General features: G+C 34.7%; 8 protein-coding genes. 6 read left to right on the forward strand and 2 right to left on the reverse strand.

Annotated features, from left to right (window positions below):
- On the reverse strand, positions 1–893 hold an 893-nt coding region (locus tag QXQ25_06315), incomplete at its 3' end, for a tetratricopeptide repeat protein (GenBank protein MEM0161315.1).
- 102 nt (positions 894–995) lie between these two features.
- Between QXQ25_06315 and QXQ25_06320 the strand changes: the two genes are divergently transcribed.
- From QXQ25_06320 to QXQ25_06340, 5 genes are all read left to right on the forward strand, one after another.
- Complete coding sequence (locus tag QXQ25_06320) at positions 996–1,487, forward strand: hypothetical protein (GenBank protein ID MEM0161316.1); 492 nt, start codon at positions 996–998, stop codon at positions 1,485–1,487.
- A gap of 3 nt (positions 1,488–1,490) precedes the next feature.
- Positions 1,491–1,874 (forward strand): GntR family transcriptional regulator, encoded by a 384-nt coding sequence (locus QXQ25_06325; protein ID MEM0161317.1) that lies wholly within the window; start codon positions 1,491–1,493, stop codon positions 1,872–1,874.
- Positions 1,867–2,952 carry a DUF1648 domain-containing protein gene (locus QXQ25_06330; GenBank protein ID MEM0161318.1) on the forward strand — a complete coding sequence of 362 codons (1,086 nt, stop codon included), beginning with the start codon at positions 1,867–1,869 and terminating at the stop codon, positions 2,950–2,952. The genes QXQ25_06325 and QXQ25_06330 overlap by 8 nt, the downstream gene beginning before the upstream one ends.
- Before the next feature lie 80 nt (positions 2,953–3,032).
- On the forward strand, positions 3,033–3,974 hold the full coding sequence (locus QXQ25_06335; GenBank protein MEM0161319.1) for an ABC transporter ATP-binding protein: 942 nt from the start codon (positions 3,033–3,035) through the stop codon (positions 3,972–3,974).
- Positions 3,974–4,819 (forward strand): ABC transporter permease subunit, encoded by an 846-nt coding sequence (locus tag QXQ25_06340; protein ID MEM0161320.1) that lies wholly within the window; start codon positions 3,974–3,976, stop codon positions 4,817–4,819. Before QXQ25_06335 ends, QXQ25_06340 begins: the two co-directional genes overlap by 1 nt.
- On the opposite strand, the gene rqcH is transcribed toward QXQ25_06340, so the two are convergent.
- Positions 4,816–6,609: a ribosome rescue protein RqcH gene (gene rqcH, locus QXQ25_06345; protein MEM0161321.1), complete on the reverse strand. Its 1,794-nt coding sequence runs from the start codon at positions 6,607–6,609 to the stop codon at positions 4,816–4,818. The genes QXQ25_06340 and rqcH overlap by 4 nt on opposite strands.
- 108 nt (positions 6,610–6,717) lie before the next feature.
- On the opposite strand from rqcH, the gene gcvPA reads away from it, so the two are divergent.
- The gene (gene gcvPA, locus QXQ25_06350) at positions 6,718–8,052 is read left to right on the forward strand and encodes an aminomethyl-transferring glycine dehydrogenase subunit GcvPA (GenBank protein MEM0161322.1); all 1,335 of its coding nucleotides are present in this window, start codon (positions 6,718–6,720) and stop codon (positions 8,050–8,052) included.
- Positions 8,053–8,131: the final 79 nt, after the last annotated feature.

An 8,131-nucleotide genomic window follows, 5' to 3' on the forward strand; every position in this document is an offset into this window, starting at 1 on the left:
GCCTCATCATACTGTTTTAGATTGATATAAGAATCCCCTTTCAGGTACCATGTCAGTGCACTGAACGGATCAAGCATTATTGCTTCTGTAAAATTTTCAATTGCATTTTTTGGGTTGTCAAGTTTTTTGTATATCAGCCCGATGTTAAGCCATGTTTCAGGATTGTTTTTATCTATTTTCAATGAATTCTGAAATGCCGGTAAAGCGTTTTGTAAATCATTTAATTTATATCTGCACATTCCTGTATAAAACCATGCCTCACTGTTTTCACTATTAATCTCCGTTACCTTCTGCAATGAAATTAAAGATTCTTTGTATAATTCTTTGTCATAATACATTTTCGCTTTTTTCATGTAAAGCTTATCGTCATATGGTCTATACTTTAAAATGCGATCATAAAATATGAATTCATCGGGATAATATGAGATAAGAAGCTCAAGCACAGATATAAAATGATCAATTTCTCCCATTTTTTCATAAATAAATGCTTTCGTTTCAAGCACTGCCCGGTTCTTTGGCTCAATAGTCTCAGTCTTAGAGATAACGGTAAGAGCATCTACAAACTTGTTTGATTCAGCGAAAATCAAGGCCATGCCAATTCTTGCATTTATATTATTTTCATCAAATTCCACCGAAAATTGGTAAGTTTCAAGAGCTTTATTTTTATCCAGAGGATTCAAAAATCCGGCAATCTTCGATAAAGTTATTGAAAAATCCTTTTTATTGTCCACAATTTCTTCCTTTTGCGCTTTGATGTCTGATAAAATGTCATTAATAGTGATAATGGCATTTACATTATCCCCTCTGATTCTGAACTTTTCAGCCTTTTCTAGAGCTCTTTCTGTTTTATTAAGTAATCTGAGCTCTTTGTTAAAAATAGAGTCGAGTACCATAATCTATACCTTTGTAGAAGCTATATTATATTAAGATATAAAATTTATCTAAGAAAAAATTAATATATGTGATATATATCAGGTATATCAGAGGTAACAAATATGAGAAAAAAAATGTTGATCATAGGAATAGTTATATTAATAGTGGGTATCGTAATGTTTAGTGCCTCAGCATATTCCACCGGGCATGACACTAGCAGAAGCAATACATGGGTTGAGTATAAGAATGGAGAATACATTTCATCGCCATTAAATTTTTCAGGCCAAAATATATTAACATACTCATACGCGGGTTCGGGAATAGCTGTAGTAACAGACAGTGTTTTACCAACAGTCAATAGCACTAATCTGCCACAGGTATCAATATCACCCACCACCAGTGTAGGATCAGAAAAGGTGTATGATCTTGGTACGGGAACATATTATATAGTTTCATTTTCAAACAGCTCTCCAGCACTAAGCTATACCTATCTAAAGGTAAGCAATGTTTTAATCACTGGAGTTTTAACAGTAATAGGACTAATATTGTTCATTGCAGGAGTTATCATAACGATCATAGGGGCGGTAATGAAGAAAAAGAGAGATGAAAAATAGAGAATGTATATAACAATAAATTTAAAAAGTGAAAAATCGATATATCAGCAGATATATGATAATATCATAAGTGGTATTGTTTCTGGAGAGTTAAGAGAAGGCACAATTTTGCCTTCAGCAAGACAACTAAGTGCAAGTCTTGGGGTCAACTTTCATACGGTTAACAAAGCGTACAATATACTTAAAAATGACGGATTTTTGATACTGGACAGAAAAAAAGAGTTTGTGGTACAGAAAAAAATTCAAAGAAATGCAGATTTTGTTAATAAATGGAAAGAGGAAGAAGCGAAGCATATAAACGAAGCGCTGGCTAACGGTTTGTCTGAAAATGAAATATTTGATATATTAAAAAAAATACTAACCGAAAAGGTGAAAATGAATGATTGACGCAATGTTTTATATAATGCTATTTTTAATGCTCTTTATTGGATTAATGTATTTTTTAATGCCCTATCTAATTCCGAAAAACTTGCAGTTTGGAGTACGAATACCACCAGAATATTATAATGAGAAGATAATTGGAACTTACAGGAAACTTTACTGGACAGATACCTTAATTATCACGGTCTTGATGATGATATTGCTCTATTCCTCCTCCTCCAGCATATTTATTTTATTCATTTATCTTCTATTGCTGTTCATAAATTATTATCTCTTTCACCGACTGCTTTTGAACATTAAACTTAAAAATAACTGGTACGCTAACGTGAATGAAGGAACAGTTGCCAAAATAGAAAAAAAGCCACAAAAGATAAAATTTAATATGTTCTTGTGGTCTATTCCGAACATAATTTTGATTTTGATATCTATATTTATATTGATTCTTGTGTATCCTTCATTGCCGGCGATTATACCCATTCATTTCAACGCTAGCGGAGTTGCAAACGGCTGGACAACAAAATCTCCATTACATCTTTCTACTCTAATCTTTGTTATGGTAGGGCTAACGATTCTATTTTATATTCTCTCATTTATGATATTTAGGAGCAGAGAGGAACTGGACCCACAAAAACCAAAGCTCAGCTCTATGCAGGAACATAAATTCAAGGACGTTATGGCAGAGATGATTATGGTGATGGGATGGTGTGTAAATATAACAATGTTGCTTGGAAATTTAGAGATCTGGAAAATTTTAGGCACCTCCCCATACAGTATATTGATAATTATTTCTCCAGTATTTGTAGGATTGGTAATGATATTAATTGTGTCAATATATGCTGGTTCTCACGGATCAAGGTTGAAGTTCAATGTATCAGAAAAAGAAACAAATATCGTGATGAGAGACGATGATAAATACTGGATTGCAGGATCGCTATATTTCAACAGGGATGACAAATCGTTTGTGGTACAGAAAAGGTTTGGAATAGGCTGGACTTTCAACTTTGCAAATATTTTTGTTTGGGTAATATTTGCGGGAATAGCAGTGGCGGCATTGATCCCAATTTTGTTAGTGATATTTAAATGAAAACAAGTAATATTTAAATAGAGGATAATATTGGTAGAAAGATAAATAATTAATATATATATATCAAAGAGGTAGAAATCATGGTAGAGATAGTGATAAAGACTACGAATCTCAAAAAAAGCTACAAAAGAGGCACTTTTGCAGTGGACGGTTTAAACTTAGAAATATCTGGCAATAATATAACGGGTTTTTTGGGGCCAAATGGAGCGGGCAAAAGTACGACCATAAAAATGATGCTGGGATTGTTAGAGCCAACGGCAGGTACGATAGAGATATTCGGCAAAAAAATGACTACAGACTCGCCAAGAATAAGAAAAGATATTGGTTTTATGCCTGAATTACCGAAGTTTCCAAAATATTTGTCAGGATTGGAGCTCTTGGAGATATACGGAGAAATGGCTCAGATACCCAAAGATGCGTTAAGAAAACAGGCCAAGGAACTTTTGGAAGAAGTAGGATTAAAAAATGACATTAATAAAAAAATAGGAGGATACAGTAAAGGTATGCAGCAGAGACTTGGTTTTGCTGTTGCATTTTTAGGCGCTCCAAAACTGGTAATAATGGATGAACCGACAGTAGGATTGGATCCTGTTGGTATGGTAGATATCAAGCAGCTGATTAAACAGAAAGCAAAGAGCGGCATAACAATATTTTTGTCATCGCATCTATTGAAGGAGGCAGAAGAAATTTGCGATGATGTAATAGTCATAAATCATGGAAAACTGGTAACTTCTGGCACGGTGTCAGAGGTCATCTCATCGGCTTCTAAGAAAAATATATTGGCAATAGAAGTGGATAAATTAAACAATATTTCTGGGGCACTAAAACAATATTCATTCATAAAAAATATTAAAATTGAAGGAAACAAGATATTATTAGAATTGAACACCAGTGAGGATGTGAGATCCCAGATATCCAAGGCCATTACAGAAACAGGAGCAGTGATATTGAGAATGGATTATATCACTGAGTCATTAGAAAGTGCGTTTATAGAGCTATTAAAAAACGGGGGGAATAACTGATGAAAGAGCTTTCAGTATCAAACGCCTTGAAAAGCGTGATAAAGTACGAGCTAACTTGGGATCTGAGAAAATTAAAGATTTACATATCTTTAGGCATAGTTACAGCGTTGGCACTTCTGGTCACAATATATATAGGAAGCATTGTTCATATTACAGATAAACAGGATTACTGGTATTTTTCACTAGCGTTTCTATCTACATATTTATTTCTATTTTTAATGGGTGCACCTATAACGATGAACTCTATCTCAGGAGAATTTGAGACCGGTACAATTGTGCCATTGCTAGCCAGACCCATATCAAGGACAGAAGTGTATTTTGGGAAGGTTATTGCATCTTTAATAATAGTAATTGCAGAAATGGTAATACTAGGGATAATATTAACCATTGTATCTACAATAATGATGGGGCCACAGGCAAACCTTTATCGTCTGATAGTCATGGTATTGACGCTGGCAACAAGCACTATGGTTTATGCTGCATTTACAATGATGCTAAGCTCTGTATCTAAGAATTCTATGGCATCTATACTTGGATCTTTCGGAGTAATGTTTGCAATGGAAATAGGGCTTGGAATATATGAAATGGTTTATAAATTTCAGACATGGTTCTTGTTACTTCCGTTCATAGGCTCTGGAACTATTACCTCTGCGACAGAAGAGGCGTTTTTGCATCCGAATGCATTGTATTCAGTCACACTGGGATTAGGCGGTGGATCAAAGTTTTTGGCGCAAATTACTAACTTGCAAGCAGCACTTATATCGTTTGGAATGGCAATAGTCGCTATAGTAGTATTTTTGATAATAGGATGGATCGCATTTAAAAAGTCTGATATAAAAGACTAATCTTTTTTTATCTCTTCTTTTATTTTTGCAGTGGAACCAGGTAAGAGCTTTAGTATTTCCTCTTCAGAAGTTTTGAATATGTCCCTGATTTTCTTCGCTATATCTGACTTTTTATCTTCTCCAGGTTCGATTATTACATAATGTTTTGAAATCCTTTCTAACGACGATACAGGTCCGATCATCAATAGATTTGTGCGTTCATAATCGATCAATCCTATTGCAAGCTCAATCTTTAAGTTATGAAAATAGTTTCTCTTGCCACGGATGATCCATGCACCTTTAGCCACATACTCGCCACTCTCTCCCATCTTGGATACTTGTGAATAATTGACCCAGTATGAGTCACCAGCATGATACCCTGCATTCCAAGCTTTGGAAAACGCCAGTGAAAACAAGCATGCCTCTTCCAGGCACTTTTCCGTGCAATCTCCTTTCACTACCACGCTTGGAGCACCATGAATATCTGCATGTACGTATTTATCCTTCTCAGTAAGATATTTTTTCACAACTTCTTCGTTCGTTTTTGCATCTTTCCCCCCAACCACAATAATATTATCTGAGCATATGAACCATCTGTATTTTTCAAACCAGAAAATCCTTCTTTTTTCAACCTTCGCTTTTACTTCTTTTTTCTCAACCGGTTTTTTTATTATCTTTTTCAGATTATCAATCTTGTTTTTTAATTTTTTAGCCTCGTCATAATAATACTGTGCTATCTGATTCACTGTTTTTTCAGGAGATATGATAATCTCTTCCGGTATGGATACTGTTACACACTTATTTTTCGGATCTACTTTTTTGTAAGATTCAGGGTTTTTGTAGATACCATCCCATCCAACTTTTTTAATATTACCTTTTAAATTTTCGATCAAAGATTCAATTTCCTGGTATCTGCTATATATCAATTCACCTGTGTTTCTGAGCAATGCTTCCTGTTTTTCCATCTCTTCAAGAGCCTTTAACTGTCGTTCATATATTTTTTGAGCTTCTGACTTAATCTCCTCTTTTATTGAAAAAAGTTCTCTAATAGCATCATTAAATGATTCAAATTCTTTTAAGCAAGTTTTAGAATACAACTTTATTGCTGAGGCTCCAAAGTCATCAATTATGCATGATTTAATAGGCTCTTTCAAAAATTGTTTTAGCAACTCATATAATTTTGCAAGTTCATCATCAGATAGGGTATTAGATATTTTATCAGGGTCTAAATTAGCCCTAAAACACAGCTCTCCTCCATATTTGCCAAGGTTCAATACTACTGCCAATGTCCTTACTACGCTCTTGTCAGAATTTAAAAATAAAGCCCTAAATGTCGCTTTATCAATACTATCCGGATCCTTAAATTGTGGCGGGGTCTTGTAAATCTCCCCTTTTTTCAAGATTCTCGTTTTCCATTCTCTTGGCCTGTAAACTAATTCTATAACCTCGTTTTTTAATATTATCAGATTGCCGTCTCTGAAAAGTTCAATTATAATCGAAACTCCAATAAACGTTTCAATTCTTATAATTCGATCAAAATTTATTTGCCTAGCTCCAGAGATTTTCAAGTTTTCAAGAATCTCACGCAATTGCTTGGCAAAATGTGAAATTTCATTTTCTTCCCGCTCACCAAAATATATCGCCCCTCTAAAATCTATAATAAACTCTTTTTTGCCAAACTCTTTATTATGTATTTTAAATATTATCTTATCTTCAATCTGGTAAATGTTTTGAATATAGCTGCCAATAAGAAACCTGGAATTTTCTTCGAGCCATTTGTATATATCATATGAAGACAATTCTATGCCCATCTATTAACACCTGCTCGAATATCGAATGATGATGAAATATTTTAAGTCATTGCTTATAGAAACTTATTTCTTTAACAATGCAATACCTTTACAACAAGGTGATGTTTTATGAGTGACGTACAGGATATGCTAAAATTCCTTAAAATAAATAACATAGATGACCTATTTATGGATATTCCTAAAGAAGCGAGAATCGACAGAATAGATATTCCGGATGGCATTACGGAACAGGAGCTGATTGCGCAGGCTAATGCTATACTCAATAGAAACAAAACTGCCAAAGAAATGCCCATGTTTATAGGCGCTGGAATATACAATCATTATATTCCGGCAGCAGTAGCAGCACTGGTATCGAGATCTGAATTTTATACTGCATACACCCCATATCAGCCAGAGATATCCCAGGGAATGTTGCAGACTCTGTTTGAATATCAGAGCTATATTGCAGAATTGACAGAAATGGATGTTGCAAATGCATCAATGTACGATTTTGCAACTGCGTTGGGTGAAGCAGCAAGAATGGCAAATGCCATAAACATGAAAAAAGAGATTTTAATTCCGAAAAATATTCTTGAAGAAAAGAAAAAAGTATTGCAGGTATATTTATATGGGCTGGGAGTAAAGATAGTCGAATACCCATATGAGCCAGCAACCGGTAAAGTGGACTTAAACGCGCTTTCAGCACTGGTTAACGAAAATACGTCTGCAATATATGCTGAAAACCCGAATATGTTCGGCATAATTGATGAAAATGTCATGAAAATCAGAGATCTATCCAAAGACTTTGTGTTTATAGTTGGTATCAATCCGATAAGTCTTGGGCTCATAAAGCCTCCGGGAGAATATGGTGCAGATATAGTCATAGGAGAAGGACAGATTCTTGGAAGCTACATGAACTTTGGGGGGCCATTGCTAGGAATATTTGCCACTAAAAAAGAGTATGTAAGAAAAATGCCTGGGAGACTTATCGGAATGTCTAAGGATCTATCTGGAAAGAGAGCATTTGTAATGACTCTTCAGACCAGAGAACAGCATATAAGAAGAGCAAAAGCTACAAGTAACATATGCTCTAACGAAGCATTATGTGCGGTTACTACTACAATATATCTATCTATGCTTGGAGGAAGCGGCTTAAGAGAAGTTGCAGAGCTGAACTTTACTAAAGCAAACAGTGTTTTTGATAAGATAGCAAAGATCAAAGGGTACAAAAAAGCATTTTCAGGTTCGGTACATTTCAATGAGTGTGTGATAAAGTTGCCAGTCTCTGAGAAAAAAGTAAACGATGAGCTTTTGAAGAGAGGAGTGCATGGCGGATATATGTTAAACACTTCAACATCCAATAAATACAAAGATCTTGGAGAGAGCATGATATTCAATGTAACGGAGATGCATACTGATTCAGATATAAATTTGTTGTTGAGCTCTTTAAAGGAGGTGCAGTAAATGTACAGACAGGCAGTTTACGATGAAAAACTGATTTTTGAGCAACAGGGAGAGAGATCTATAAAGTTTAAAAAAGAGG

Source organism: Thermoplasmata archaeon (assembly GCA_038729465.1).
Lineage (GTDB): Archaea > Thermoplasmatota > Thermoplasmata > Thermoplasmatales > ARK-15 > JAVRLB01.

What these genes read in the sequence shown, in the direction of transcription:
- gcvPA (MEM0161322.1), top strand. Translation starts at nt 6,718, where the DNA reads ATGAGTGACGTACAGGATATGCTAAAATTCCTTAAAATAAATAACATA.
- QXQ25_06330 (MEM0161318.1), top strand. Translation starts at nt 1,867, where the DNA reads ATGATTGACGCAATGTTTTATATAATGCTATTTTTAATGCTCTTTATT.
- QXQ25_06325 (MEM0161317.1), top strand. Translation starts at nt 1,491, where the DNA reads ATGTATATAACAATAAATTTAAAAAGTGAAAAATCGATATATCAGCAG.
- QXQ25_06335 (MEM0161319.1), top strand. Translation starts at nt 3,033, where the DNA reads ATGGTAGAGATAGTGATAAAGACTACGAATCTCAAAAAAAGCTACAAA.
- QXQ25_06340 (MEM0161320.1), top strand. Translation starts at nt 3,974, where the DNA reads ATGAAAGAGCTTTCAGTATCAAACGCCTTGAAAAGCGTGATAAAGTAC.
- rqcH (MEM0161321.1), bottom strand. Translation starts at nt 6,609, where the DNA reads ATGGGCATAGAATTGTCTTCATATGATATATACAAATGGCTCGAAGAA.
- QXQ25_06320 (MEM0161316.1), top strand. Translation starts at nt 996, where the DNA reads ATGAGAAAAAAAATGTTGATCATAGGAATAGTTATATTAATAGTGGGT.